This is a genomic window from Agromyces sp. NPDC058110 (genome assembly GCF_042884735.1).
In the GTDB taxonomy this organism is placed as follows: domain Bacteria; phylum Actinomycetota; class Actinomycetes; order Actinomycetales; family Microbacteriaceae; genus Agromyces.
This window is the reverse complement of sequence record NZ_JBHVTI010000001.1, coordinates 350,155-375,279: the sequence shown is the minus strand read 5'-3', so window position 1 is coordinate 375,279 and position 25,125 is coordinate 350,155. Positions and strand designations below refer to the sequence as shown.

The following is a 25,125-nucleotide window of genomic DNA, read 5'->3' as shown; positions in this document are numbered from 1 at the left end:
CGGCTCCGTCGCACTCTCCCGATCCCGCTGATCGAGCACGACTGCACGCGCGATCGTCTGCGCAATTCTCAAGCCTCGGCCCGTCATCGCGATCAAATTCCGAGCGGGCGCACGAAAACGGCCCCTGCACGAATGCAGGGGCCGCTCGAGTTGTGGATCAGCGGGCGAAGTTGCCGCGGTAGTACTCGTACACCCAGCCGACCAGGCTGATGACGCCGATGCCGATCGCGATGAACGAGATCCAGAAGCCGACTGCCAGACCGAGGAAGAGCAGCGCCGCCGACGCCGCCAGGGCGATCGGCCACCAGCTCCAGGGGCTGAAGAAGCCGAGCTCGGGGTCGCCATCGTCGATGTTCGCGTCGAGCCGGTCTTCAGGAAGCTCCGCACCCTGAGCCTTGTGCACGCGACCGAGGTAGAACGCGATGAATGCTGCGAGCACCGCGCTCAGCGAGATCGCGACGAGACCGACCCACTCGGGCCCGCCGCCCGGCTCGATGCCGCTCAGCATCGTCCAGACGATGTAGATCGCGGCCGCGATCGCGAAGAACCCGGAGAGGATCCAGAACAGGACCACATTGGCGCGCATCTACTTGACTTCCTTCGTCTCGACGTCGAACACGGGCGCGTCGGGAGCGTCCTTGCCAGCTCCGATGCCGACGGGGATGCCGGCCTCGGGGTGGTTGAGGTCGAACGCCGGAGACTCCGAACGGATGCGCGGGATCGAGGTGAAGTTGTGACGCGGCGGCGGGCAACTGGTCGCCCACTCGAGCGAGCGGCCGTAGCCCCACGGGTCGTTCACCGTGACCTTCGGAGCGCGTCGCGCCGTGATGTACACGTTCAGGAAGAACGGGATCAGCGAGATCGCGAGGATCGCCGAGCCGATCGTCGAGAGCTGGTTCATCCAGGTGATGTTGTCTTCGGGAAGGTACGAGTAGTACCGACGGGGCATCGCCACGACACCCAGCCAGTGCTGGATGAGGAAGGTCGTGTGGAAGCCGATGAAGAGCAGCCAGAAGTGCCACTTGCCGAGCGTCTCGTTCAGCATCTTGCCGGTCCACTTCGGCCACCAGAAGTAGAAGCCGGCGAACATGGCGAACACCACGGTGCCGAACACCACGTAGTGGAAGTGCGCGACGACGAAGTACGTGTCGGACACGGCGAAGTCGAGCGGCGGCGATGCGAGGATCACGCCGGTGAGACCACCAAAGACGAACGTGATGAGGAAGCCGACCGACCAGACGAGCGGGGTCTCGAATGTGATCGAGCCGCGCCACATCGTGCCGATCCAGTTGAAGATCTTCACGCCTGTCGGTACCGCGATGAGCATCGTCATCAATGAGAAGAACGGCAGCAGCACCGAACCGGTGACGTACATGTGGTGCGCCCACACGGTGACCGAGAGCGCCGCGATCGCGATCGTCGCGTAGACGAGGGTCGTGTAGCCGAAGATCGGCTTGCGGCTGAAGACGGGGAAGATCTCGGACACGATGCCGAAGAACGGCAGGGCGATGATGTAGACCTCGGGGTGGCCGAAGAACCAGAAGAGGTGCTGCCACAGGATGACGCCGCCGTTGGCGGGATCGTAGATGTGCGCGTCGAAGACGCGGTCGGCAGCGGCGGCCAGCATCGCGGCGGCCAGCACCGGGAACGCCATCAGCACGAGGATCGAGGTGACGAGCGTGTTCCAGGTGAAGATCGGCATGCGGAACATCGTCATGCCGGGCGCGCGCATCGTGATGATCGTCGTGATGAAGTTCACACCACCGAGGATCGTGCCGAAGCCCGAGAGGCCGAGGCCGAGCATCCAGAGGTTTCCGCCGACACCCGGTGAGAACGTCGTGGAGGCGAGCGGCTGGTAGGCGAACCATCCGAACGACGCGGCGCCCTGCGGGGTGAGGAAGCCGGCGACCGCCATCAGCGAGCCGAACGTGAACAGCCAGAAGGCGAACGCGTTCAGTCGCGGGAAGGCGACGTCAGGGGCGCCGATCTGCAGCGGCATGAGCACGTTGGCGAAGCCGGCGAAGAGCGGCGTCGCGAACATGAGCAGCATGATCGTGCCGTGCATGGTGAACAGCTGGTTGTACTGCTCGCGCGTCTGCACGATCTCGAGGCCGGGCTCGAAGAGCTGGGCGCGGATGATCAGCGCCATGACGCCGCCGATGCAGAAGAAGATGAACGAGGCGATCAGGTACATGTACCCGATGACCTTGTGGTCGGTCGAGGTCACCCACCTGACGAGGATGTTGCCCTTGCGCTCGACCTTCGAGGCCCCGAAGGGAAGGCTGCTCGACTGCGGCCGAGCCGGTGCGGTCGTGGTGCTCATTCGCCTTCGTGCTCCTCTTTCAGTTCGGGCGCGCCCGTACCGGGCAGGTTCTGGTTGCGGTCGTACTCGTTGGAGAGCTGGCCCTCCTGGCCGAGGTCGCGCAGCGAGTCGATGTACGCGTCGTACTCCGCTTCGGAGACGACCTTGACGTTGAAGAGCATGAGCGAGTGGTACTCGCCGCAGAGCTCGGCGCACTTGCCCTCGTACGTGCCCTCGCGCTCGGGGATGAACGACATGTAGTTCGTCTTGCCGGGGAACATGTCCTTCTTGTAGAGGAAGTCCACGACCCAGAACGAGTGGATGACGTCGCGGGACTCGAGCTCGATCTCGACGTTCTTGCCCACGGGCAGATACAGGGTCGGGAGCTCCGACTGCACGAGGGAACCGCTGGGGCCCTCGTCGTCGAGCTGGCCCTGGATGCCGGGCGAGTACACGTCTTCGTTGACGTAGTTGAAGTCCCACGCCCACTGCTTGGCGATGACCTCGACCTTGACGTCGACGTCGTCTGCGGCGAAGCGCTGCTCGATCGCCTCCTGGTCACGTGCCGTGAAGGCGAAGAAGCCCAGCACCAGGATGAGCGGCACGACCGTGTAGAACACCTCGATCGGCATGTTGTAGCGCAGCTGCACGGGAAGGCCGGTCTGGCCCTTGCGGCGACGGTAGGCGATGACCGCCCAGATCGTCAGGCCCCAGGTGATGACGCCGACGACGAGCAGCACGATCCACGACGTGACCCACAGGCCCGAGACGCGCTCGGTGTGGTTCGTGACGGGAGGCTGCCCCTCCTCGAAGCCCGGCAGGAACCCGTTGAGCTGTGCCTGCGTGCACCCCGCGAGAACGAGGCTGAGTGACGCTGCGATCGGGATGGCAGCCCATCGGAGACGGCGATTGTGGCGCACCGGTGACCTTTCGGGAGACTCGAAGGCGCTTCACAGCGAAGCGCATGATCGTTGGACAGCCTACTCCGACTATGCCCCGCCGGTGTGCATCCAGGGCCCGTTTCGGCGCGGAATTCCGCCACCATCTGCGCAAAGAAAGAAAGGGAGGCTGCCGTCGGCAGCCTCCCTTTCGCGGGGTCCTGAATGATCCTCAGTGGAACGAGTCTCCGCAGGCGCAGCTGCCCTGGGCGTTCGGGTTGTCGATCGTGAAGCCCTGCTTCTGGATGGTGTCCTCGAAATCGATCGAGGCGCCGTCGAGGTAGGGCACGCTCATCTTGTCGACGATGACCTCGACGCCGTCGAAGTCGACCACGGCGTCGCCGTCGAGCAGGCGCTCGTCGAAGTACAGCTGGTAGATGAGGCCCGAGCAGCCGCCGGGCTGCACCGCGACGCGCAGGCGCAGGTCTTCACGACCCTCCTGCGCGAGCAGGCTCCGCACCTTGTCTGCTGCGGGGTCGCTCAGCTTCACGCCGTGCGCGGTTTCGGTGATCGTGTCGCTCATGTCTCTCCTCGGTGCGTCGAAGAACGCCTCATGTCTGGTGGAAGTCTAACCCCGCGGGCTGCGAGGAGGCCCGGAATCAGGATGCCGCGCTCCCCCGCGCGTCGAGGCGCGCGAGCAGCAGCGCCTCGCTCAGCAGTGCCCGCTTGAACACGCCGAGGTGCAGCGACTCGTTCGGGCTGTGGGCCCGCGAGTCGGGGTCCTCGACGCCCGTGACGAGGATCTGCGCCCCCGGGAACTCGTCGACGAGTTCGGCGATGAACGGGATCGACCCGCCGACACCGATGTCGACCGGGGGCTTGCCCCAGGCATCCGTCATCGCGGCTCGCGTGTCTGCGACGGCCCAGCCGCTGGTGTCGACGAGGAAGGCCTGGCCGAGGTCGACGCCCTCGAAGCCGAGCTGCACCCCGAACGGCGCGTTCGCCTCGAGGTGGGCGCGGATGGCCGCGAAGGCCTCCTCGGCGTCCTGTCCGGGTGCGATGCGGGCGCTCACGCGCACGAGCACCTCGGGGACGAGGGTGTTGGAGGCGTTCGCGACGTCGGGTGCGTCGATGCCGGTCACCGTCACGGCCGGCTTCGCCCAGATGCGGGAGAGGATGGGGCCGTCGCCGATGGGCGTCACGCCGTCGACCAGGCCGGTCTCTGCGCGCAGCTGCGCCTCGTCGTAGGCGGGCGGTTCGAGGTCGGCCGTCTTGAGCCCCTCGACCGCGACCGAACCGTCGGCGGCCCACAGCGTGTCGAGCAGTCGGATGGCCGCGAGCATCGCATCGGGCACCGCTCCCCCGAACATGCCGGAGTGCGAGGCGTGGGAGAGCGTGCGGATCCGCACGTTGAACGCGACGGCGCCGCGCAGCGCGACGGTGATGGCGGGCGTCTCGAGGTCCCAGTTGCCGGAGTCGGCGACGACGATCGCATCGGCCTCGAGGAGGTCGCGGTTGTCGCGGAGGAAATTGGCGAACGAACGGGAGGCCCACTCCTCCTCGCCCTCGATGAAGACGGCGATGCCCAGGTCGAAGTCGCCCGCGGCCTCGGCGAAGGCGCGGATCGCTCCGACGTGCGCCATGACGCCGGCCTTGTCGTCGGCGGCGCCGCGGCCGTAGAGGCGGTCGCCGCGCTGCGTGGGCTCGAACGGCGATGTCTCCCAGTCCTCGTCCTTGCCGGGGGGCTGGACGTCGTGGTGGGCGTACAGCAGCACGGTCGGGCGGCCGTTGCGAGCCGGCCGGCCCGCGACGACGGCGGGCTGCCCCAGTTCGGATCCGTCCTCGACCTCGGCGCGGCGGATGTCGACCAGCTCGAAGACGCCGGTGCCCTCGAGCAGGGCGGCGATGGCCTCCGCGCTCTGGGCGACGTGGGCCGGGTCGAAGGCGGGCCACGAGACGGACGGGATGCGGACGAGGTCCGCCAGGTCGGCGACGGTGGAGGGGAAGCCGACATCGACGGCGTCGCGGATCGCGGCGACGAGATCGGCGGTGCCGGAGGATTCGTGATCGGTGGGCTGGTGCTCGGTCATGCCGGTAATCTTAAGGGGAACCGATTCGAGGGATCCCCGTGGCAAACAACCCCACCAACAGCGACCAGCCGAGCGCCGAGACGCTCGAAGAGACGCAGACCCGTCTGAAGGCAGGCAAGGGCGCTCCGACGCCGAGCCGCGCCCAGCAGGAGGCCGCCCGCAAGCGCCCGCTCGTGCCCGACGACCGCAAGGAGGCCAAGAAGGCCGCTCGTGCGAAGGAGGCGGAGGCCCGTGAGCGCGCCCGCGTCGGCATGGCCGCCGGCGACGAGCGCTACCTCCCGATGCGCGACCGCGGCCCGCAGAAGAAGTTCGTGCGCGACTACGTCGACGCGCGCTTCAGCATCGGCGAGATCCTCATCCCGGTGATGTTCCTCGTCATCATCCTCACGTTCATCCCGAGCGCCGAGGTGCAGGCGATCGGCATCATCGCGCTGTGGTCATTCTTCCTCGTGGCCGTGATCGACGTGATCATCCTCGGGGCGGTGCTCAGCCGCAAGCTCCGGGCGCGCTACGGCGACAAGGTCGAGAAGGTCCGCTGGTACGCCGCCATGCGCGCGCTGCAGCTGCGCGTGCTGCGCCTGCCGAAGCCCCAGGTCAAGCGCGGGCAGTACCCGAGCTGATCGACTCGCGCGCGAAGCTGCGCGAACACGCGGAAGACGGCCGGCGGCTGATGCCCCGGCCGTCTTCCGCGTCACGGGGCGGTGCCACGGCTCCAGCGGCGCGCGAGGCGTCATGCTCGCCGGAACACGCCGCCCCTGATGAGCGGCACGCGCGTCTCCTCGTCGGTGAGCGAACCGTGCTGGCCGATCATCGACTCCGCCCTGCGGTCGGGCTCGCGCGCGTCGTAGTAGGCGATGCCGGCGCGCGCCGCCACGAGGATGTCGCCGATGCGAGGCCGGACCTCGTCGGCGACGGGCCCGTAGACGCCGGCGTCGATCGCCTCGTCGCGGGACAGCACCCACGAACGGTGCCCCTCGGCCTCGCGCCATCGATCGAGCAGTACGGAGCGCTCCTGCTCCCCCAGTGCGGGCTCGAGGTACAGGGAGAGGAACCGGGGCTCGCCTCCGACGTGACGGACCCCGTCGACGAGGTCGGGTCGCGAGTCGATGAGCACGTGGCGGTGCGCCGGCACGTCGACCACCCCGTGGTCGGCCGTGACGAGGAGCCCGGCCGTCCGCGGCATCCGCTGTTCGAAGCCCGCGATCTCGGCGTCGACCTGTTCGAGCAGCCCCAGCCAGCGGTCGGACTCCCATCCGTGGGCGTGGGAGGCCTGATCGAGCTCGGGCACGTAGAGGTAGACGAGTCGGGCAGCCCCGCCCTGCAGCAGGTCGAGGGCGACCGAGAAGCGGTCGGCGAGCGACGCGGCCACGCGGTACTCGGCCCCGCGAAGCACAGCCCGGGTGAACCCGGAGTCGGCGTAGCGCGCGGCGCCGACGGCGAACGTCTCGACGCCCCGTTCGGCCGCCGTCTCGAACACGGTCTCGCACCGCTGCCAGGTCTCCGGCACCATCGCCGCGTCCCACCCGCTCAGCTGGTTGACGAGCCGGTCGTTCGCCGCGTCGAGCGCCCGGTAGCCGACGAGTCCGTGCTCGCCGGGAAGTCGTCCGGTCGTGAGGCTCGCCAGTGCGGCCGCGGTCGTCGAGGGCAGCACCGTGCGGATCACGTCGCGCCTGGCCATTCGCGACGACAGGAACCTGGCGTGGCCGGCCCTGGCCTGCAGGTTCGAGGCCCCCAGCCCGTCGACCACCACGACCACGACCCCGGATGCCGCGGGCAGCCCGAGCGCGTTCTCGCCGCCCACGAGGCTGGCGAGCGAACTGCCCATCACGTCGGTGAGGCGCGGAACGGCGTCGGTGGGCACCGGTAGCATGGCAGGCATCGCGCCCAGTCTCGCACAGGCAGGGCGCGCCCTTCGTTCCCGCGTGCACCCCACGCCGCCAGCAGCAGAGAACACGGATGACCCGAGCCAAGAACCCGCCCGCTGAAGAACCGATCGTCGAGCGCATCGAAGACGTCGACGTCGCCACCGAGATGCAGGGCTCGTTCCTCGAGTACGCGTACTCCGTGATCTACTCGCGCGCCCTGCCCGACGCGCGCGACGGGCTGAAGCCCGTGCAGCGCCGCATCCTGTTCGGCATGAACGAGATGGGGCTGCGCCCCGACCGCGGCCACGTCAAGTCCTCGCGGGTCGTCGGCGAAGTCATGGGCAAGTACCACCCCCACGGCGACACGGCGATCTACGACACCCTGGTCCGCATGGCGCAGGCGTTCACCCTGCGCGTGCCGCTCGTCGACGGGCACGGCAACTTCGGCTCGCTCGACGACGGCCCCGCAGCATCCCGATACACCGAGGCGAGGCTCACCGCGGCCGCGATCGCGATGAACGACGGCCTCGACGAGGACGTCGTCGACTTCGTGCCGAACTACGACAACCAGTTCATGCAGCCGGCCGTGCTGCCCGCGGCGTACCCGAACCTCCTGGTCAACGGCGCGAGCGGCATCGCCGTCGGCATGGCGACGAACATGGCACCGCACAACCTCATCGAGGTCGTCGCCGCTGCCAGGCACCTGATCGCCAACCCCGACGCCACGCTCGACGAGCTCATGGAGTTCGTGCCGGCCCCCGACCTGCCGTCGGGCGGCACGATCGTGGGCCTCGCCGGCATCCGCGACGCCTACGCCACGGGCCGTGGCAGCTTCAAGACGCGCGCGAAGGTGCGCATCGAGTCGATCACCGCCCGCAAGACCGGGCTCGTCGTGACCGAACTCCCCTATCTCGTCGGGCCCGAGAAGGTCATCGAGAAGATCAAGGACGGCGTCAACGCCAAGAAGATCAGCGGCATCTCCGACGTCACCGACCTCACCGACCGCACGAACGGCCTGCGGCTGGTCATCGGCATCAAGACCGGCTTCAGCCCCGACGCGGTGCTCGAGCAGCTCTACCGCCTGACGCCGCTCGAGGACTCGTTCAACATCAACAACGTCGCGCTCGTCGACGGCGGCCCGCAGACCCTCGGGCTGCGCGAGCTCCTCCAGGTCTACGTCGACCACCGCATCTCCGTCGTCACGCGCCGCTCCCAGTACCGCCTCGCCCGACGTCAGGAGCGCCTGCACCTCGTCGACGGCCTGCTGATCGCGATCCTCGACATCGACGAGGTCATCCAGGTCATCCGCTCGAGCGACGACACGGCGGCCGCGCGCACGCGCCTCATGGAGGTCTTCGACCTCACCCTCGTGCAGACCGACTACATCCTCGAGCTGCAGCTGCGCCGGCTCACGAAGTTCTCGCGCATCGAACTCGAGGCCGAGCGCGACAAGCTGCGTGCCGAGATCGCCGAGCTCGAGATGCTCCTCGCCAGCCGGCACCGCATCGAGGCCCTCGTCTCCGACGAGCTCGGCGAGATCGCGGAGCGCTACGGAACCCCTCGACGCACGCTGCTGACCGATGCGCGACCGGTGGCGACGACCGCGGCCGCGAAGCGAGCGGCGGCCATTCTCGAGCTCGCCGACGTGCCGTGCAAGGTCTTCCTCTCGGCGACCGGCCGCATCGCGCGCGTCGACCTCTCCCCCACCGAGAACGGCGTGCCGGCCATCACCGTTCCCACTCGACGCAGCAAGCACGACGCGATCCGCTCGACCCTCGAGACGACGAGCCGCTCCGAGATCGGTGCCGTCACGAACCTGGGTCGGCTCATCCGCTTCACCCCCATGGAACTGCCCATGCTCCCGCCCAGCTCGGTCCAGCTGGGCGCAGGCGTGAAGGTCGGCGAGTACCTCGCACTCCCCAACCGCGACGAGAAGGTGCTCGCACTCGTCTCGCTCACCTCCGACCGGTCGATCGCCCTCGGCACCAAGCAGGGCATCGTCAAGCGCGTCTCGACCGGCGCCTACCCGAACAAGCCCGAGTTCGAGGTGATCGGGCTGAAGGCCGGCGACGAGGTCGTCGGAGCGGTGCAGGGCGACGAGACCGACGAGCTCGTCTTCGTGGCGTCCGACGCGCAGCTCCTGCACTACGCCGCCGCATCGGTTCGCCCGCAGGGGTGCCCCGCCGGCGGCATGGCGGGGCTCAAACTGGGTGCAGGAGCGCATGCGATCCACTTCACCAGCCTGCCGGCCGCGAGCCTCGACGAGACCGTCGTCGTGACCGTCGCCGCGAGCAACGAGACGCTGCTCGGCGTCGACTCCGGCAGCGCGAAGGTCAGTGCGTTCGCGGAGTTCCCCGGCAAGGGTCGCGCCACGGGCGGCGTTCGCGCACAGCGATTCCTCAAGGGCGAAGATGCACTGCACCTCGCCTGGGTCGGCCCCGGCCCCGCACTCGCGGTCGCCGCCGACGGCACGTCGCGCCAGCTGCCCGACCCAGGCGCGAAGCGCGATGCCTCCGGCCAGCCGCTCGAGGCGCACGTCGCGGCGATCGGCACGCGCGTCGAGTAGGCACGGCCCTCGAACGAACGAACGCGGCGGCCTCACGGCCGCCGCGTTCGTTCGTTCCGCCGCCGGACGGGTCAGGCGTCGAAGCGATCGCTCCGCCGCCGGCGAGTGGTCAGGCGTCGATGCGATCGCGCTCGAGCGCGTCGGCGCTCGAAACGATGAACTCCTTGCGCGGCGCGACCTCGTTGCCCATGAGCAGCTCGAACACCCGGCCCGCCGCCTCGGCATCGCCGAGGCCGACCCGGCGCAGCGTGCGCTGGCGACGATCCATGGTCGTGGTCGCCAGCTGGTCTGCATCCATCTCGCCGAGACCCTTGTACCGCTGGATGGGGTCCTGGTAGCGCTTCTTCTGGCGATCGAGCCCGGCGAGCACCCCGTTCAGCTCGGCTTCGGAGTAGGTGTAGATCGTCTCGTTCGGCTTCGAACCCGGGTTCATGACCACGACGCGGTGCAGCGGCGGAACCGCGGCGAAGACGCGGCCCTCCTCGATCATCGGTCGCATGTACCGGAAGAACAGCGTGAGCAGCAGGGTGCGGATGTGCGCGCCGTCGACATCGGCGTCGGCCATCAGGATGACCTTGCCGTATCGGGCGGTTGCGATGTCGAAGCTGCGCCCCGAACCGGCTCCGATCACCTGGATGATCGACGCGCACTCGGCGTTGCCGAGCATGTCGGCGACGCTCGCCTTCTGCACGTTGAGGATCTTGCCTCGGATCGGCAGCAGCGCCTGGTGCTCGCTGTCGCGCGCGAGCTTGGCCGTGCCGAGCGCGGAGTCGCCCTCGACGATGAACAGCTCGCTGTGCGCGACATCGGTCGAACGGCAGTCGACGAGCTTCGCGGGCAGCGAGGAGCTCTCGAGCGCGTTCTTGCGACGCTGGGTCTCCTTGTGGGCTCGCGCGGAGATGCGCGACTTCATCTCGGCGACGACCTTGTCGAGCAGCAGCGCGGACTGCGCCTTGTCGTCGCGCTTGGTCGACGAGAAGCGCTCGCCGAGCTCCTTCGTGAGCACGTTCGAGACGATCGCGCGCACCGCCGGGGTGCCCAGCACCTCTTTGGTCTGTCCCTCGAACTGCGGCTCGGGCAGGCGCACCGTGATCACCGCGGTGAGCCCGGCGAGCACGTCGTCCTTCTCGAGCTTGTCGCTGCCGGCCTTGAGGCGGCGCGCGTTCTGCTCGACCTGCGCACGCAGGAACTTGAGCAGGCCCTGGTCGAACCCGTTCTGGTGCGTGCCGCCCTTCGGCGTGGCGATGATGTTCACGAAGGACTTCACGACCGTGTCGTAGCCGGTGCCCCAGCGCAGCGCGATGTCGACCGCGCACTCGCGCTTGAGCTCGGTGGGCACCATGGCGCCGCCCTCGGTCAGCACGGGCACCGTCTCGGTGAAGGAGCCGACGCCCGTGAGGCGCCAGACATCGGTGAGCGGCGCGTCGACCGCGAGGTGGTCGACGAACTCCGAGATGCCGCCGTCGAACTGGAACGACGTCGTGTGGGGCACCTCGCCGCGTTCGTCGGTCACGTCGATCGCGAGACCGGGCACGAGGAACGCCGTCTGCCGCGCACGGCCGATGAGATCCTCGGACTGGAATTCCGCACCCTTGGTGAAGATCTGCCGATCGGCCCAGTAGCGGATGCGCGTGCCGGTGACGCCCTTCGCGACCTTGCCGACGACGCGGAGCTCGCTGCGCTCCTCGAACGGCGTGAACGGCGCGTCGGGCGACGGGGAACCCGAGTCCGCGAACGTGCCGGGCTCGCCGCGGTGGAACGACATCGCCCAGGTCTTGCCGTCGCGGTCGACCTCGACGTCGAGGCGTTCGGACAGCGCGTTGACCACCGAGGCGCCCACGCCGTGCAGGCCGCCGGATGCCGCGTACGAGCCGGAACCGAACTTGCCGCCGGCGTGCAGCTTGGTGAACACGACCTCGACGCCGGAGAGCCCGGTCTTGGGCTCGATGTCGACGGGGATGCCGCGCGCGCGGTCGCGCACCTCGACGCTGCCGTCGGGGTGCAACCGGACGCCGATCTCGCTGCCGTGCCCCGCGAGCGCCTCGTCGACCGAGTTGTCGATGATCTCCCAGAGGCAGTGCATGAGACCGCGGGAGTCGGTCGAGCCGATGTACATGCCGGGTCGCTTGCGCACGGCCTCGAGACCCTCGAGCACGGAGAGATGGCGGGCGGAATAGTCGGAGCTCACGTCGCACAAGCCTAGTGAGCGCCACCGACCCTCGCGCACAGCCACTACGCGGTGAGCGAAATGCCCGGCGGATCGGAAGGATCACCGCCCGAGACGTGTTTACATTGATGAACGGATTTCGCGCAGTGAGCCAGGAGGAGGAGCCATGACGCAGTACACCGAAACCGACGGTGCGGTCGATGCACTCGAGACCCCGTACGAGCTCACGGCCCTCGATCGCTGTGACGCCTGCGGAGCCCAGGCCTACATCCGCGTGGTCGTGGGCACGGGCGAGCTGCTGTTCTGCGCCCACCACGGACGCAAGCACCAGGAGAAGCTCTCGCAGATCGCGCACAGCTGGCACGACGAGTCGTCGCGACTGAACGAGCGCGCGTAGCGCTCAGAACCTCGAACGCCCCCGGGAGGACTCCCGGGGGCGTTCGTCGTTTTATGGGCCGAACGACCGGCGAACACTCGACGCGATGCGACGCGCCGGTCAGGCCCCGTCGGTCGTCGGCGTCGCCGCGACGGTCTCGACGCCCGCTGCGGCGAGGTGGGCTCGTCGCGCATCGTCGGCGTAGCCGTCGACCACGCGCGTCTGGTCTCCCGGAGAGTAGACGAGACCGGCGCGCGCGGCGATGGTCTGCAGCATGCGGTCGGCGAGCACCGGGTTCTTCGCGAGCACCGGTCCGTGCAGGTGGGTGCCGATGACCTCGCCCATGACGACGCCCTCCTGCGACGAACCCTGCGCGTTGCCCTGGCCCGAGCGGACCCGGCCGAGCGGCGACCCTTCGGCGCCGAGGTAGGCGCGAGCATGGTTCTCGAAGCCGACGAGCAGTTCACGGGTTCCACGCTCGGCCACGACGAGGTCGCCGGTGATGCGGCCCTCGCGGTGGGGCACTGCGCGCCCGGGGAGGATGCCGAGTCCCTCGATGTTCGTGCCGTCGGGAAGTTCGATGCCCCACGAGAGGAGCTCCCATCCCGTGCCGACGGCGAGGATCGGGACGCCCTCGGTGCCCCAGCGCCTGAGCTCGTCGTGCAGGTCGAGCAGTCGCGAGCGTGCGGCGTCGAGCGCGGCATCCGTGCCGGATCCGATCACCACGGCGTCGACCCGGTCGGGCAGGTCGTCGCGCGACTCGACCGCGACCACGCGCGCGTCGAGGCCCGCCCAGGCTGCCCGACGGGCGAGCACGGCGGCGTTCTCGGCGTCGCCGTTCGTGTTCTGCAGCGACGGCAGGAGCGTCGCGATCGTGAGGGTCATTCCGCTCCAGTGAGTCCGAGGTGCGCCCGCGTGCGCCGCATCGAGTCGGCCGAGAAGACGATCGTCTTCGTTCCGGATGCCGGCGCGGGGCCCGCGAGGAACTCGTCGACCGCGCGGGCCAGGTCGGGCTCGACCCGGTCGATCTCGACGCCGTCGTAGGCGAGCATGAGCGCGGCCTCTGCGGCCTTGGATCCGCTGACGATCGAGACCCGGCCGAGCGACGAGGCGTCGGCGGGCCAGAAGTACGACGGGTCGCGCACGTCGGAGCCGATGGCGAAGAGGATGTCGGAGGTGCCCGGCTCGATGCTGTCGACGTTGAGCTGGTAGCTCGCCGTGTTCTGCACGAGCACGAAGTCGACCTCCTGGCCGCGCACCTGCACGCGTTCGCCGCGACCGAAGACCGCGGGGATCGCGCTGAGCGCGGCCGCCGCGACGGCGACGTCGAATCGCTCGCCGAGCACCGACCTGGCCGTGGCATAGGCCGCGGTTGCGTCGACGCCGTAGTGCGTGCCGCGAGCCGGAAGCGTGACGGCCACGGCTGTGCCGTGATCGTCGATCACCGCGGACCGGCCGTCGACCGACTCGAGGCGCACGCCGTCGCCGGCCGAGAGCCGCTCGTCGGCCGTCTTCGCATAGCCGAGCCCGCGGGGGGCTGCGGCGACGACGGCTTCGGAGACGCCGAAGCGCTCGACCGCGACATCCGCACCGACGCGCGCCGCGAGCTGCTGCAGGTAGGCGTCGTCGGCGTTCACGACGACCGAGCCCTGCGCTCGGGATGCGATGCGGGCGAGCATGCCCGCGACCATCTCGGAGTCGTGGAACCGGTCGACCTGGTCGACCATGACGTTCATGAGCGTCACCGTGCGGGCGTCGACGCCCTGCATGACGAGCGCGCCGTGGCCCTCGTCCATCTCGAGCACGGCCATCTCGCCCGGCACGCGGCCGAGCCAGTCGGCGCGTTCGAGCAGCGCAGAGGTGAGCCCCTGGCTGATGTTGGCGGTCGAGGGGTTCGTGAACACGTCGACGCCGTGGGCGCGGAGGATCGCGACGAGCATCTTCGTGGTCGTCGACTTGCCGCTCGAGCCGGACACCACCACGAGCCCCTGCGGGAAGCCCGACAGGGTGCGCTTCAGGTAGCCGGGCGCGAGGCGGTTGACGACGAGCCCCGGAACGGCCGATCCGCCGCCCGGCTTGCGCAGCCGAGCGGCGAATCGGGTGAGTCGTCCGGCGAGGATCGCCGGCCCGTAACGCAGAGAACCAGCGGGCACCGGCGGCCTACTCGAGGTAGTCGCGCAGCGACTGCGAGCGGGACGGGTGACGGAGCTTCGCCATCGTCTTCGACTCGATCTGGCGGATGCGCTCGCGCGTCACGCCGAACGTGTCGCCGATCTGGTCGAGGGTCTTCGGCATGCCGTCGCCGAGGCCGAAGCGCATGCGGATCACGCCCGCCTCGCGCTCGGAGAGCGAGTCGAGCAGCGACTCGAGCTGCTTCTGCAGCATCGTGAAGCCCACCGCGTCGGCCGGGACGACCGCCTCGGTGTCCTCGATGAGGTCGCCGAACTCGCTGTCGCCGTCTTCACCGAGCGGGGTGTGCAGCGAGATCGGCTCACGGCCGTACTTCTGCACCTCGATGACCTTCTCGGGCGTCATGTCGAGTTCGCGCGAGAGCTCCTCGGGCGTGGGTTCGCGACCGAGGTCCTGCAGCATCTGGCGCTGCACGCGCGCGAGCTTGTTGATGACCTCGACCATGTGCACCGGGATGCGGATAGTGCGGGCCTGGTCGGCCATGGCGCGCGTGATCGCCTGGCGGATCCACCACGTCGCGTAGGTCGAGAACTTGAAGCCCTTGGTGTAGTCGAACTTCTCGACCGCACGGATGAGGCCGAGGTTGCCCTCCTGGATGAGGTCGAGGAACTGCATGCCGCGACCGGTGTAGCGCTTGGCGAGCGAGACCACGAGGCGCAGGTTCGCGCCGAGCAGGTGGCTCTTCGCGCGCTGGCCGTCCTTCGCGACCCACTGCAGCTCGCGACCGAGCTGCGAACGCTTCTCGGCGTCGCCCATGTGCGACAGCTTCTCTTCGGCGAACAGGCCCGCCTCGATGCGCATCGCGAGCTCGACCTCTTCGGCCGCGTTGAGCAGGGCGACCTTGCCGATCTGCTTCAGGTAGTCCTTGACGGGGTCGGCCGTCGCGCCGGTGATGGCGCTCGAGTAGACGGGCACCTCGTCTTCGTCGTCGACCGCGCGCAGCACGAGCGCACCGGTCGGGTGCGGCTCGACCGCGACGGGCTTCTCGTCTTCGTCGTCGGATGCCGCGGCGTCGCCGCCCTCGACCTCGACGTCGGCCTCGATCTCGACCTCTTCGAGTTCTTCGTCGTCGCCCTCGTCGTCGGCGCCCTTGGCGGCGCCGCGGGCCTTCGTTCCCGCCTTCGCGGTGGTCTTCCGCGGCGTCTTGCTCGCGGTCGCGGTCTTCGCGCCGGCCTTGGCCGTGGTCGACTTCGCAGCCGTCGCACGAGCGACGGGCTTCTCGGCCTCGTCCTTCGTGGACGTCGCAGCCTTCGTCGTTGCCATTGGTGAACCTCTCCTACATCGCACGGCGCAGGCCCGGCAGGGGGTGCGGCTCGTGGTGGGTCCGATCGATTTCGGACACTATGAGGACCCATGTCAAGTCCGCGACCTCGGCACGCGATCGTGCCCGCGGACCAGAACGGGTCCTTCTGCCATTATACAGCCGTCAACTGCGCCTCACGTCCACGCGGATGCGCGTTTCGCCCGGATCACGCCCCCGAGCACCCGCAGACTCCCTCAGGACAACGCTCGCCGCGGCATCCGCATTCCCGAGGACTGCTCATGCCCGCGGAATGGAGGCGGCACGCCGGCTCAGCCGCCGAGCGGCGACTCGTCGTCGTGACGGCGCCGCACCGCGAGGAACTTCTCGAGCTCGGCCGCGATCTCGTCGGCCGAGGGCAGTTCGCCGCCCTCGTCGGTGAGCGGTGACCGGAACGAGTTCTCCTGCATGTAGGTGTCGTGGCGCTCCTCGAGCGTGCCCACGAGCTTGCCGAGCTCGCCGTTGCCCGCGACCTGCTCGTCGATGCGCGACACGAAGTCGCGGTTGGCCTCGCGCAGGCTGTCGGTGGGGAGGATGCGACCGGTCGCGGCGGAGACGGCCTCGATGGCGGCGACCGCGGCGGCGGGGTACTCGGTGTCGCCGAGGTAGTGCGGGATGAGCAGCACGAACGAGGCGACGGGGTGCCCGAGGTCCTGCAGCCGCACCTCGACCAGGTGCAGGGCGTTGGCCGGCGCCTCGGTCGTCGGTCGCCACACCGACAGGGACTCGACGAACTTCGCGCGATTGCCGCTCACCGTCATGCTGATCGGGCGCGTGTGCGGCACGGGCATGGGGATGGAGTTGATCCACGTGGTCGACGAGACCTGGAAGCGCTCGATCACCTGGAGCACGGCGGCCGCGAACCGCTCCCACTGGAAGTCGGGCTCGTAGCCCGTGAGCAGCAGGAACTGCTGGCCGATCTCGTCGCGCGCGAGCGAGAGCACCAGCCGCTGCGGGCGGTACTCCGTGATGTGGTCCTCCTCGAAGAGGATGATCGGGCGGCGCGCGCGGTAGTCGAGCAGTTCGTCGGCGTCGAACACGGCGACCTCGACGTTCTCGAGGGTCGCGAGCAGGAACTCCGTCGTCTGCGCGACGGCGGCGCCCGCGTCGGCGAACCCGGTGAGGCCCGCGACGAGCGGCAGCCCGGGCGGCACTTCGACGCCGGGGTTCAGCTCGTAGAGGGAACGTGCATCGCGCATGTTCCAAGCCTACTGAGCGGGCTGGACGCTTCCGCCCGTCTCGGCGATCCCACCGGATGCTCAGAGCGAACACGTACCATGCGCTGCATGAGCGTCCCCGAACTCCGCGTCACCGATCTCCCGCCCGCAGCCTCAGAGGCCGACGTCGTGCTCCTCACGGCCGTCAGCACCCCCGACGGCCCGCAGCTCCTCGAGGCAGACGGCTACGGCTGGGTCGGCCCGCTGCTCGCCGGGCTCGGCGCGACGGGGGCGCCCGACGAGCTCGTGCGACTGCACTCGTCGGTCGATGGCCCGTCGGTGATCGCGGTCGCCGGCGTCGGCGAGCGTGCGGATGCCGCGGCGCTGCGCCTCGCCGTCGGCAGCGCGGTCCGCCAGCTCACCGGGGTCGGGCACGTCGCCGTGGTCGTCCCGACGGCCGTGCCCGACGATGCGGATGCCTCGGCCACCGCCGAGGCGATGCTCGAGGGTGCGGCGCTCGGCGCCTACCTCTTCACCTCGTACCGGTCGGAGCCGAGGACGCCGGTCGCGGTCGTCACCCTGCACGCCGCGGCATCCGCACCGCTGGTGCGCGTCGAGCGCGTTCGCGTGATCGCCGAGGCGGTCGACCGCACGAAGGACCTGGTGAACACCGCACCGGCCGACCTCTCCCCCGCCCGGTTCGCCGAACTGTCGGTCGACGCGGCCGATCGCCTCGGCGTGACGTCGACCGTGTGGGACGAGCACGCGCTCGAGTCCGACGGCTTCGGCGGCATCCTCGGCGTCGGCCAGGGCTCGGCGCGAGGCCCCAGGCTCGTGCGGCTCGAGTACGCCCCCGCGGGCGCGACGACGCACCTCGCCCTCGTCGGCAAGGGCATCACGTTCGACTCCGGCGGCCTCTCGCTGAAGCCGGGCAGTTCGATGGTCGGCATGAAGTCCGACATGGCCGGCGCGGCGACCGTGCTCTCGGCACTGCTCGCACTCGCGGCGCTCGAGACGCCGGTCAAGGTCACCGCGTGGCTCTGCCTCGCCGAGAACATGCCCTCCGGAACCGCCATCCGCCCGAACGACGTGCTCCGCATCCGCGGAGGCAGGACCGTCGAGGTACTGAACACCGACGCCGAGGGACGGCTCGTGCTGGCCGACGGCCTCGTCGCCGCGAGCGAGGAGCACCCCGACGCCATCGTCGACGTCGCGACCCTCACGGGCGCCCAGGTCGTCGCGCTGGGCCACCGCCTCGGCGGGCTCATGGGCGACGACGCGGTCGTGGCGCGCGTGCGGGACGCCGCGGAGTCGGTCGACGAGGCGTTCTGGCCGATGCCGCTGCCCGGCTACCTGAAGGCCTACCTGAAGTCGGATGTCGCCGACCTCGCCAACACCCGGCTCGGCACCACGATCCCGGGCATGCTCGTCGCGGGCGTGTTCCTGCGGGAATTCGTCGGTCGCCGCGAGGACTCGGCGGAGCGGATCCCCTGGGCGCACCTCGACATCGCCGGGCCCTCCTTCAACACCGCGGGCGCCTGGGGCCACACCGGATCGGGCGGCACCGCGATCGGCGTCCGCACGCTCGTCGCGCTGGGCGAGGACCTCTCCGCCGGGTAGTAAGGTCGTATGGGCGAGATCCTCGCCCTTCACTCTGCCCCCGGTCACGCTCCGGGGCAGTCCGTGTCGCAGAACAGGCGCGCAAGGGAGAATCCGGTTTGTCCGAGCAGAACTTCGACATCGTCATCCTCGGTGGAGGCAGCGGCGGCTATGCGGCTGCACTGCGAGCCGTACAGCTCGGCTTCACGGTCGGCCTCATCGAGAAGGACAAGCTCGGCGGCACGTGCCTGCACCGCGGCTGCATCCCCACCAAGGCCCTGCTGCACGCGGCCGAGATCGCCGAGAACTCGCGCGAGTCCGCCAAGTTCGGCGTGCGCACCACGTTCGAGGGCATCGACGTCGCCGGCGTGACCGCGTACCGCGAGAGCATCATCTCGAGCAAGTTCAAGGGCCTGCAGGGCCTCGTCAAGGCTCGCGGCATCACCGTCATCGAGGGCGAGGGCCGCCTCGTCGCACCGAACGCGGTGCAGGTCGGCGATCAGCGCATCGTCGGCAAGAACGTCATCCTCGCGACCGGGTCGTACTCGCGCTCGCTCCCCGGCCTCGAGATCGGCGGCCGCGTGATCACGAGCGAGCAGGCGCTCGAGCTCGACTTCGTGCCCGGCAAGGTCGCCGTGCTCGGCGGCGGCGTCATCGGCGTCGAGTTCGCGAGCGTCTGGAAGTCCTTCGGCGCCGAGGTCACGATCATCGAGGCGCTCCCCCACCTCGTCCCGAACGAGGAGGAGTCGGTCTCCAAGCAGCTCGAGCGCGCCTTCCGCAAGCGCGGCATCGACTACAAGCTCGGCGTCCGCTTCCAGTCGGTCACGCAGCACGAGAACGGCGTCGTCGTGACGCTCGAGAACGGCGACACCGTCGAGGCCGAGCTGCTGCTCGTGGCCGTCGGCCGCGGCCCCGTCACCGCGGGCCTCGGCTACGAAGAGGTCGGCGTCGCCATGGACCGCGGCTTCGTGCTCACCGACGAGCGCCTCGCGACCAACGTGCCCGGCGTCTACGCCGTCGGCGACATCGTGCCCGGCCTGCAGCTCGCGCACCGCGGCTTCCAGCAGGGCATCTTCGTGGCCGAGGAGATCGCGGGCCTCGCCCCGATCGTCGTCGAAGACGTGAACATCCCCAAGGTCACCTACTGCGAGCCCGAGATCGCCTCGATCGGCTACACCGAGGCGAAGGCCGGCGAGAAGTTCGGCGCCGACCAGGTCTCCTCCTACGAGTACAACCTCGCGGGCAACGGCAAGAGCCACATCCTCGAGACGAGCGGCTCGATCAAGGTCGTCCGCGTGAACGACGGCCCCATCGTCGGCGTGCACATGATCGGTGGCCGCGTCGGCGAGCTGATCGGCGAGGCACAGCTCGCGGTGAACTGGGAGGCCTACCCCGAAGACGTCGCCCCGTTCATCCACGCGCACCCCACGCAGAACGAGGCGCTCGGCGAGGCGTTCCTGAAGCTCGCGGGCAAGCCGCTGCACGCCCTCTGACCCTGCATCCCCCAATACGACTGCAATAAGCTAGAAGCGTCCCAACGCTGTGAAGGAGACAAGCGCATGAGCGAATCCGTCAGCCTCCCGGCACTCGGTGAGAGTGTCACAGAGGGCACGGTCACCCGCTGGCTGAAGAACGTGGGCGACCGTGTCGAGGTCGACGAGCCGCTGCTCGAGGTCTCGACCGACAAGGTCGACACCGAGATCCCGTCGCCGGTCGCCGGTGTGATCGAGGCGATCCTCGTCCAGGAGGACGAGACCGTCGAGGTCGGCACGGCACTCGTGACCATCGGCGACGGCAGCGCCGCAGCGGCACCGGCCGAGGCCCCCGCCGCTGAGGCACCGGCTGCTGAGGCCCCCGCCGCCGAGGCTGCGGCCGCACCCGCTGCTCCGGCACCGGTCGAGGCTCCCGCGGCAGCGCCCGCTGCCCCGGCTGCTCCCGTGGCTCCCGCCCCGGTCGAGGCTCCCGCGGCAGCGCCCGCTGCCCCGGCTGCTCCCGTGGCTCCCGCCCCGGTCGAGGCCCCTGCGGCCGCACCCGCGGCACCGGTCGAGGCTCCCGCGGCAGCACCTGCGGCTCCGGCCCCGGTCGAGGCACCGGCCGCGCCCGCCGCTCCGGCAGCCCCCGCGCCGGTCGAGGCTCCTGCGGCGGCGCCCGCTGCTCCGGCAGCACCCGCCCGGGCTGAGGCCCCCGCCGCCGGCGGTTCGCACGCCGGCGCCCCGGGATACGTCACCCCGATCGTGCGCAAGCTCGCCAACGAGCAGGGCGTCGACCTCGCGAGCGTCACCGGCACGGGCGTGGGCGGCCGTATCCGCAAGCAGGACGTCATCTCGGCGCAGGCCGCACCCGCGGCCGCCGCTGCCGCTCCGGCGCGCACCCCGCTCGAGCCGTCGCCGCTGCGCGGCACCACGGTGCCGATGACGCGCCTGCGCAAGGTCGTCGCCGAGCGCGCCGTCGTCTCGATGCAGTCGACCGCTCAGCTCACCTCGGTCGTCGAGGTCGACGTGACCAAGGTCGCGCGCCTGCGCGACAAGGTCAAGGGCGACTTCCTGGCGAAGACGGGCAACAAGCTCAGCTTCCTTCCGTTCTTCGCGCTCGCGACGGCGGAGGCGCTGCAGGCGTTCCCGATCATCAACTCCACCGTCGACGGCGACTCGATCGTCTACCCGGCGCAGGAGAACCTCAGCATCGCGGTCGACACCGAGCGCGGCCTGCTGACGCCGGTGATCCGCAATGCGGGCGACCTCGACATCGCCGGCCTGGCCGCGCAGATCGCCGACCTCGCCGACCGTACGCGCAACAACCAGCTGAAGCCCGACGAGCTCTCCGGCGGCACGTTCACGCTGACCAACACCGGTTCGCGCGGCGCGCTGTTCGACACCCCCGTGGTGTTCCTGCCGCAGTCGGCGATCCTCGGCACCGGCATCGTCGTGAAGCGCCCGGTCGTCGTCTCGACCGACGGCTCCGAGGCGATCGCCGTGCGCTCGATGGTCTACCTGGCCCTCTCGTACGACCACCGCACGATCGACGGCGCCGACGCTGCACGCTTCCTGACGGCCGTCAAGGACCGTCTCGAGTCGGGCGACTTCGAGGCCGACCTCGGCATCTAGTCGAAGATCTCGCGAAGACGCCAACCGGCCTCGTTCCTCACCATGAGGAGCGAGGCCGGTTCTGCATCGTCGAGCCCTGCGACCCGCACGAGCACGGCAGCCCCCATCTCGGTCACGAGCTCGATCCGGCCGACATCGAGTGGGCGGATGCCCGCGCCGCCGTCGCGAGCGGCGAGCACGCGTTCCCAGTCGGCGTCAGCGAGCGGCGACCCCGCCTGCACGTAGGAGGCGAGGCACGCCGGATCGAGATCGGCGAAGCACGCCTCGCGTGCGAGGAGCAACTCGCGCGCGGCCGCGACCGCGTCATCCGGGCCGGCGCCGCCGGGCGCACCGTCGGCGCCATCGCCATCGCCATTGCCATCGCCGTCGGGCGCCGCCTTCGCGTCCGCCTCGTGCGACGAGTCCTCTGAGGATCCGTGGGCTGACTGCGACGCGTCATCCGTGTCGCCCTCATCCGGTGCGCTCCCAACCGACGCCGCATCCGGAACTCCTGCTCCGCCGGTCGATCCGACGCCGGCCCCGTCTGCGGACGGCACGGCCGTGAGCAGGAGCACGAGCGCGGCGGAGCCGATGAGCGCCGCGACCACGAGCGGTCGGCGACGCCCTGAGAACCACGCGCTCGCCCGCCGCCCCATCGCGCCGAGCCGATCGACGTCGGCCGACTCGGCCAGCTGGCCGAGCACCGGTGGGGGCAGTTCGGCGAGCTCGAGCAGTCCGCCCACGACGCCGCTCCGTCGTCGCGGGCGGGCATCGGGGTGCGCCGCCTGGTGCGCGACCGGCTCGGCGGTGATCGGCGCGAGCACCCGAGCGGGCAGCCGCGGCTCCCGCGCCGGCGGCAGGCCCGAGACGGGGGCGGGCGACGCGGCTCCGAACACGGCGCGTTCGAGCTCAGCCTCGAACGGAACGAACGGACGGGCCTCGAGTGCAGCGCGGGCGAGCGCGATGGGGCCGTCGAAGACGCCTGACGGGCGAACCGCTGCGGCGACCTGCTCGACGTACTCGGTGAGCACCGTGAGGCTCTCGCGTCGAAGTGCATGGGCAGCGCCCGGGTCGTCGGTCGGGAGGCGTCGGAGCGCTCCGAGGCCCAGCAGCCGCGGTCGGCCGATCGAGTCGAGCTGCACGTCGCCCGGCGACAGCCGCGTGTGCACGAAGCCCGCCGCGGCCAGGCGGGAGACGCCGGCGACCACCGGTGCGACGAGGGTCACCGCCTCGCCGGGCTCGAGGCTGCGTTCCCGGATGAGCTGCGCGACGCCGACGCCGCCGATGCGCTCGACCACCGCGACCCGCGCCCCCTCGCCCGTCATCGCGACGTCGAGCAGCGCAGGCATTCCCGCGTCGCCCGCGACGTGCATGGCATCGAGCTCGAGGGCGATCGAACGGTCGTCGACCCGCTCGCGGTAGATGCGGAGGACGACGAGGGGCGACTCGGCGGGCGGTGCGGGCGGAGTGCGTCCGTCTGCGGGCCCGGCCGAGCCGCGCGCATCCGTGGGCGGCTCGGCACGCCGGGCGGTCGCGAGGAACACCTCCGCGCGCTCCCCGGCACCGATCCGACGGACGATGCGGTAGCCCGCGACGCCGGCGCCGGCGGTCGCCAGCGGCGGACCGTCGAGCACCGGCCCGCCCGAGGCATCCGCCCGCCGTGCCCGTCGCTCCGACCGCCCGCGTCTCAGCCATCCGCTCATGCCCCAACCGTCGCGCGGATGCCGGAATCAGGGGCGCCGAGGCGGGAGCGCCCACGATTCCCGACGATGCGCTTGCCATGTGGAGGACGAGTCGCACAACCCCGATGCCGACCACGCAACCGCCGCGGCATCCGGCACACGCGATCGTGCCTACACTGGGTGGATGCTCGACTTCGTCGTCGCGGGGCTAAGCGCCAACTCCGTGCCGTACATCGAGGGTCTCGACCTTCAGCGCGCCGTCCATCGCGCGGTCGTCGCGGGCGAACGCCCCGACACCGTCCTCCTTCTGGAGCACCCCTCCGTCTACACCGCGGGCAAGCGAACATCGCCCGACGAACGGCCGACCGACGGCACGCCCGTCATCGACGTCGACCGTGGCGGCAAGATCACCTGGCACGGACCGGGGCAGCTCGTCGGCTACCCGATCCTCCGACTGGCCGAGCCGGTCGACGTCGTCGGATACGTGCGCCGGCTCGAGGCGGTGCTCATCGACGTGCTCGCCGAGTTCGGCGTCGACGGTCATCGGGTCGACGGCCGATCGGGGGTGTGGGTCGGACCGGCGGGCTTCGAGGACAAGATCGCGGCCATCGGCATCAGGGTGGCCGAGGGCGTCACCATGCACGGCTTCGCGCTCAACTGCTCGAACTCGCTCGACCCGTACGCGCGCATCGTCGCGTGCGGCATCCGCGACGCCGGCGTGACCACGGTCTCGCGGGTGCTCGGTCGCGAGGTCTCCCCCGCCGACGTCGTCGACGCGGTGACCGCCCGTTTCCGTGCCGAGTTCGAGGCGGCGGTCGCCGCATGACCGCCGCACCCGACGGGCGCCGCATGCTGCGCCTGGAAGTCCGCAACGCCCAGACCCCGATCGAACGCAAGCCGGAGTGGATCAAGACGCGGGCGAAGATGGGGCCCGAGTTCCGCCAACTGCAGACTCTGGTCAAGAGCGAGGAGCTGCACACGGTCTGCCAGGAGGCCGGCTGCCCGAACATCTACGAGTGCTGGGAGGATCGCGAGGCGACCTTCCTCATCGGCGGTTCCCAGTGCACCCGTCGCTGCGACTTCTGCCAGATCGACACGGGCAAGCCCGCCGAGTACGACGTCGACGAACCGCGTCGGGTCGCCGAGTCGGTCGCCCGAATGGAATTGCGCTACTCGACCGTCACCGGCGTGGCGCGCGACGACCTCCCCGACGGCGGGGCCTGGCTGTACGCCGAGACCATCCGGGAGATCCACCGGCAGTCCGCCGGCACGGGAGTCGAGATCCTCGTGCCCGACTTCAACGGAGAACCCGACCTGCTGCAGCAGGTGTTCGACGCCGAACCGGAGGTGTTCGCCCACAACGTCGAGACCGTGCCCCGCATCTTCAAGCGCATCCGGCCGGCGTTCCGCTACGAGCGCTCGCTCGACGTCATCACCCAGGGGCGCGACGCCGGCCTCATCACGAAGTCGAACCTCATCCTGGGCATGGGCGAGGACCGTGCCGAGGTCTCGCAGGCACTCCACGACCTGCACGGGGCCGGCACCGACATCATCACCATCACGCAGTACCTCCGCCCCTCCCCGCGCCACCTGCCGGTCGCGCGCTGGGTGCGGCCCGAGGAGTTCGTCGAGCTCAAGGCCGAGGCCGAGCAGATCGGATTCCTCGGCGTGCTCGCCGGCCCGCTCGTGCGCTCCTCGTACCGCGCAGGCCGACTCTGGGCCCAGTCGATGCACGCGAAGGGGCGCGAACTGCCCGCCGGGCTCTCGCACCTGGCCGACCCGTCGCTGGGGTTCGCGCAGGCGGTCGGCTGAGGCATCCGGGAGCCGTCTCCGCCCTCGGTGAACGCGGTCGGAGGCGGCCCTTCGCGCC

General features: G+C 70.2%; 20 protein-coding genes. 8 read left to right on the top strand and 12 right to left on the bottom strand.

Annotated elements, in window-relative coordinates:
* Positions 1 to 157: 157 nt before the first annotated feature.
* The 5 genes from ACFVS8_RS01840 to ACFVS8_RS01820 form a co-directional block, all read right to left on the bottom strand.
* Positions 158 to 586: a cytochrome c oxidase subunit 4 gene (locus tag ACFVS8_RS01840; protein WP_387057001.1), complete on the bottom strand. Its 429-nt coding sequence runs from the start codon at positions 584 to 586 to the stop codon at positions 158 to 160.
* Complete coding sequence (ctaD, locus tag ACFVS8_RS01835; protein WP_387056999.1) at positions 587 to 2,323, bottom strand: cytochrome c oxidase subunit I; 1,737 nt, start codon at positions 2,321 to 2,323, stop codon at positions 587 to 589. It abuts the gene before it with no gap.
* Entirely contained in the window at positions 2,320 to 3,222 is a 903-nt protein-coding gene (gene coxB, locus ACFVS8_RS01830; protein ID WP_387056997.1) for a cytochrome c oxidase subunit II, read from the bottom strand. Before coxB ends, ctaD begins: the two co-directional genes overlap by 4 nt.
* A 190-nt stretch (positions 3,223 to 3,412) precedes the next feature.
* Positions 3,413 to 3,763, bottom strand: a complete 351-nt coding sequence (gene erpA / locus ACFVS8_RS01825) for an iron-sulfur cluster insertion protein ErpA (RefSeq protein ID WP_387056995.1) — start codon at positions 3,761 to 3,763, stop codon at positions 3,413 to 3,415.
* A 76-nt stretch (positions 3,764 to 3,839) separates the two neighbouring features.
* Positions 3,840 to 5,270 (bottom strand): dipeptidase, encoded by a 1,431-nt coding sequence (locus ACFVS8_RS01820; RefSeq protein WP_387056993.1) that lies wholly within the window; start codon positions 5,268 to 5,270, stop codon positions 3,840 to 3,842.
* Positions 5,271 to 5,308: 38 nt separating this feature from the next.
* Between ACFVS8_RS01820 and ACFVS8_RS01815 the strand changes: the two genes are divergently transcribed.
* Positions 5,309 to 5,890 carry a DUF3043 domain-containing protein gene (locus ACFVS8_RS01815; RefSeq protein WP_387056991.1) on the top strand — a complete coding sequence of 194 codons (582 nt, stop codon included), beginning with the start codon at positions 5,309 to 5,311 and terminating at the stop codon, positions 5,888 to 5,890.
* A 110-nt stretch (positions 5,891 to 6,000) separates the two neighbouring features.
* Here ACFVS8_RS01815 and ACFVS8_RS01810 read toward each other — a convergent pair whose 3' ends face one another.
* Entirely contained in the window at positions 6,001 to 7,149 is a 1,149-nt protein-coding gene (locus tag ACFVS8_RS01810) for an alkaline phosphatase family protein (protein ID WP_387056989.1), read from the bottom strand.
* 77 nt (positions 7,150 to 7,226) lie between these two features.
* On the opposite strand from ACFVS8_RS01810, the gene ACFVS8_RS01805 reads away from it, so the two are divergent.
* Positions 7,227 to 9,701, top strand: a complete 2,475-nt coding sequence (locus tag ACFVS8_RS01805; RefSeq protein ID WP_387056987.1) for a DNA topoisomerase (ATP-hydrolyzing) subunit A — start codon at positions 7,227 to 7,229, stop codon at positions 9,699 to 9,701.
* A 109-nt stretch (positions 9,702 to 9,810) separates the two neighbouring features.
* Here ACFVS8_RS01805 and ACFVS8_RS01800 read toward each other — a convergent pair whose 3' ends face one another.
* On the bottom strand, positions 9,811 to 11,889 hold the full coding sequence (locus ACFVS8_RS01800; protein WP_387056985.1) for a type IIA DNA topoisomerase subunit B: 2,079 nt from the start codon (positions 11,887 to 11,889) through the stop codon (positions 9,811 to 9,813).
* A gap of 145 nt (positions 11,890 to 12,034) precedes the next feature.
* On the opposite strand from ACFVS8_RS01800, the gene ACFVS8_RS01795 reads away from it, so the two are divergent.
* A complete protein-coding gene (locus ACFVS8_RS01795) occupies positions 12,035 to 12,265 on the top strand; it encodes a hypothetical protein (RefSeq protein ID WP_387056983.1) in 231 nt (76 codons plus the stop codon).
* 99 nt (positions 12,266 to 12,364) lie between these two features.
* Here the strand turns inward: ACFVS8_RS01795 and ACFVS8_RS01790 are convergent, their stop codons facing one another.
* From ACFVS8_RS01790 to ACFVS8_RS01775, 4 genes are all read right to left on the bottom strand, one after another.
* Positions 12,365 to 13,129 (bottom strand): type 1 glutamine amidotransferase, encoded by a 765-nt coding sequence (locus ACFVS8_RS01790; protein ID WP_387056981.1) that lies wholly within the window; start codon positions 13,127 to 13,129, stop codon positions 12,365 to 12,367.
* A complete protein-coding gene (locus tag ACFVS8_RS01785; protein WP_387056979.1) occupies positions 13,126 to 14,397 on the bottom strand; it encodes a Mur ligase family protein in 1,272 nt (423 codons plus the stop codon). Before ACFVS8_RS01785 ends, ACFVS8_RS01790 begins: the two co-directional genes overlap by 4 nt.
* 7 nt (positions 14,398 to 14,404) lie before the next feature.
* Positions 14,405 to 15,697: an RNA polymerase sigma factor gene (locus ACFVS8_RS01780; RefSeq protein WP_387056977.1), complete on the bottom strand. Its 1,293-nt coding sequence runs from the start codon at positions 15,695 to 15,697 to the stop codon at positions 14,405 to 14,407.
* 309 nt (positions 15,698 to 16,006) lie between these two features.
* On the bottom strand, positions 16,007 to 16,933 hold the full coding sequence (locus ACFVS8_RS01775) for a proteasome assembly chaperone family protein (RefSeq protein ID WP_387056975.1): 927 nt from the start codon (positions 16,931 to 16,933) through the stop codon (positions 16,007 to 16,009).
* An 87-nt stretch (positions 16,934 to 17,020) separates the two neighbouring features.
* Here ACFVS8_RS01775 and ACFVS8_RS01770 point away from each other — a divergent pair, with 87 nt between their 5' ends.
* The 3 genes from ACFVS8_RS01770 (at position 17,021) to sucB (ending at position 21,594) form a co-directional block, all read left to right on the top strand.
* Complete coding sequence (locus ACFVS8_RS01770) at positions 17,021 to 18,511, top strand: leucyl aminopeptidase (RefSeq protein WP_387056973.1); 1,491 nt, start codon at positions 17,021 to 17,023, stop codon at positions 18,509 to 18,511.
* A gap of 98 nt (positions 18,512 to 18,609) precedes the next feature.
* On the top strand, positions 18,610 to 19,983 hold the full coding sequence (gene lpdA / locus ACFVS8_RS01765) for a dihydrolipoyl dehydrogenase (protein WP_387056971.1): 1,374 nt from the start codon (positions 18,610 to 18,612) through the stop codon (positions 19,981 to 19,983).
* A 66-nt stretch (positions 19,984 to 20,049) separates the two neighbouring features.
* Positions 20,050 to 21,594 carry a 2-oxoglutarate dehydrogenase, E2 component, dihydrolipoamide succinyltransferase gene (gene sucB, locus ACFVS8_RS01760; RefSeq protein ID WP_387056969.1) on the top strand — a complete coding sequence of 515 codons (1,545 nt, stop codon included), beginning with the start codon at positions 20,050 to 20,052 and terminating at the stop codon, positions 21,592 to 21,594.
* Here the strand turns inward: sucB and ACFVS8_RS01755 are convergent.
* Positions 21,591 to 23,276 (bottom strand): hypothetical protein, encoded by a 1,686-nt coding sequence (locus ACFVS8_RS01755; RefSeq protein ID WP_387056967.1) that lies wholly within the window; start codon positions 23,274 to 23,276, stop codon positions 21,591 to 21,593. The genes sucB and ACFVS8_RS01755 overlap by 4 nt on opposite strands.
* A gap of 163 nt (positions 23,277 to 23,439) precedes the next feature.
* Here ACFVS8_RS01755 and lipB point away from each other — a divergent pair, with 163 nt between their 5' ends.
* Both lipB and lipA read left to right on the top strand, forming a co-directional pair.
* Positions 23,440 to 24,081 (top strand): lipoyl(octanoyl) transferase LipB, encoded by a 642-nt coding sequence (gene lipB, locus ACFVS8_RS01750; protein ID WP_387056965.1) that lies wholly within the window; start codon positions 23,440 to 23,442, stop codon positions 24,079 to 24,081.
* Positions 24,078 to 25,067: a lipoyl synthase gene (lipA, locus tag ACFVS8_RS01745; RefSeq protein ID WP_387056963.1), complete on the top strand. Its 990-nt coding sequence runs from the start codon at positions 24,078 to 24,080 to the stop codon at positions 25,065 to 25,067. The genes lipB and lipA overlap by 4 nt, the downstream gene beginning before the upstream one ends.
* Positions 25,068 to 25,125: the final 58 nt, after the last annotated feature.

Excerpts from the sequence above, each read along its gene's own strand:
- ACFVS8_RS01840 (WP_387057001.1), bottom strand. The coding sequence starts at position 586 with ATGCGCGCCAATGTGGTCCTGTTCTGGATCCTCTCCGGGTTCTTCGCG.
- ctaD (WP_387056999.1), bottom strand. The coding sequence starts at position 2,323 with ATGAGCACCACGACCGCACCGGCTCGGCCGCAGTCGAGCAGCCTTCCC.
- erpA (WP_387056995.1), bottom strand. The coding sequence starts at position 3,763 with ATGAGCGACACGATCACCGAAACCGCGCACGGCGTGAAGCTGAGCGAC.
- ACFVS8_RS01820 (WP_387056993.1), bottom strand. The coding sequence starts at position 5,270 with ATGACCGAGCACCAGCCCACCGATCACGAATCCTCCGGCACCGCCGAT.
- ACFVS8_RS01810 (WP_387056989.1), bottom strand. The coding sequence starts at position 7,149 with ATGCCTGCCATGCTACCGGTGCCCACCGACGCCGTTCCGCGCCTCACC.
- ACFVS8_RS01805 (WP_387056987.1), top strand. The coding sequence starts at position 7,227 with ATGACCCGAGCCAAGAACCCGCCCGCTGAAGAACCGATCGTCGAGCGC.
- ACFVS8_RS01795 (WP_387056983.1), top strand. The coding sequence starts at position 12,035 with ATGACGCAGTACACCGAAACCGACGGTGCGGTCGATGCACTCGAGACC.
- ACFVS8_RS01790 (WP_387056981.1), bottom strand. The coding sequence starts at position 13,129 with ATGACCCTCACGATCGCGACGCTCCTGCCGTCGCTGCAGAACACGAAC.
- ACFVS8_RS01780 (WP_387056977.1), bottom strand. The coding sequence starts at position 15,697 with ATGGCAACGACGAAGGCTGCGACGTCCACGAAGGACGAGGCCGAGAAG.
- ACFVS8_RS01775 (WP_387056975.1), bottom strand. The coding sequence starts at position 16,933 with ATGCGCGATGCACGTTCCCTCTACGAGCTGAACCCCGGCGTCGAAGTG.
- ACFVS8_RS01770 (WP_387056973.1), top strand. The coding sequence starts at position 17,021 with ATGAGCGTCCCCGAACTCCGCGTCACCGATCTCCCGCCCGCAGCCTCA.
- sucB (WP_387056969.1), top strand. The coding sequence starts at position 20,050 with ATGAGCGAATCCGTCAGCCTCCCGGCACTCGGTGAGAGTGTCACAGAG.
- ACFVS8_RS01755 (WP_387056967.1), bottom strand. The coding sequence starts at position 23,276 with ATGAGCGGATGGCTGAGACGCGGGCGGTCGGAGCGACGGGCACGGCGG.
- lipB (WP_387056965.1), top strand. The coding sequence starts at position 23,440 with ATGCTCGACTTCGTCGTCGCGGGGCTAAGCGCCAACTCCGTGCCGTAC.
- lipA (WP_387056963.1), top strand. The coding sequence starts at position 24,078 with ATGACCGCCGCACCCGACGGGCGCCGCATGCTGCGCCTGGAAGTCCGC.